Consider the following 616-nt stretch of genomic DNA (forward strand, 5'->3'; position numbering starts at 1 on the left):
ATAATACGCCGCATCATCCTTCTTTCGGTGGGTGAACGTAAAGAGATCTCCACGTTTATCTCACCGGACTCCGGGAATTGATAGTAAGTCTCAGGGATGCATAGCTGATTGTGTGCGATAGCCAGGGCAGGGAAGTCCCTGTTAAAACCAGACCTCGGCGGTGCATGTCTGTCTCTGATGGAAAGATAATGTACGTAATAGTCGCCGGCATTGTTAATCTGGAAACAGAATCCGGCGTCCGTTCTGGAAACCTGTCCGACTTCATACGGCGGGAAGTGATCCCCCAACCAGCAGCCAGTCAGTAACAAAGAGAGAAGAGTGGGCAGGATGGGATTATTGATTTTCATATGGCATACATATCCCTGAGTTTATCCATAAGTCATCACTGATGACCGACCGTAACGGCAGGTCGGCCACTACGGTCGGTGGCCGGGTACCAGGATACGTTGCAGGGTTCGATCTTCTGTTCCTGAGAAAACGGGCCAACGGCTTGCAGAACGGTGTGGTCAGCCGCCGTTTTTTCCCTCTCCCGGATATAGTCAACCGTTAGCACGGAATAATCCCTCGGTGCGAAGGGATGCGGTACACCCTTTATCATCCTGAACTCAGATATAAT

At 50.6% G+C, this 616-nt stretch carries 2 protein-coding genes; both read right to left on the reverse strand.

The window, feature by feature from the left end; genetic code table 11:
• On the reverse strand, positions 1-347 hold a 347-nt coding region (locus WH277_RS02390; protein WP_339504197.1), incomplete at its 3' end, for a putative T6SS immunity periplasmic lipoprotein.
• Positions 348-382: 35 nt separating this feature from the next.
• Positions 383-616, reverse strand: a 234-nt coding sequence (locus WH277_RS02395) for a hypothetical protein (RefSeq protein WP_339504199.1), incomplete at its 5' end; no start/stop codon positions are given.

The organism is Erwinia sp. MYb416, assembly GCF_037479575.1.
Lineage (GTDB): Bacteria > Pseudomonadota > Gammaproteobacteria > Enterobacterales > Enterobacteriaceae > Erwinia > Erwinia rhapontici.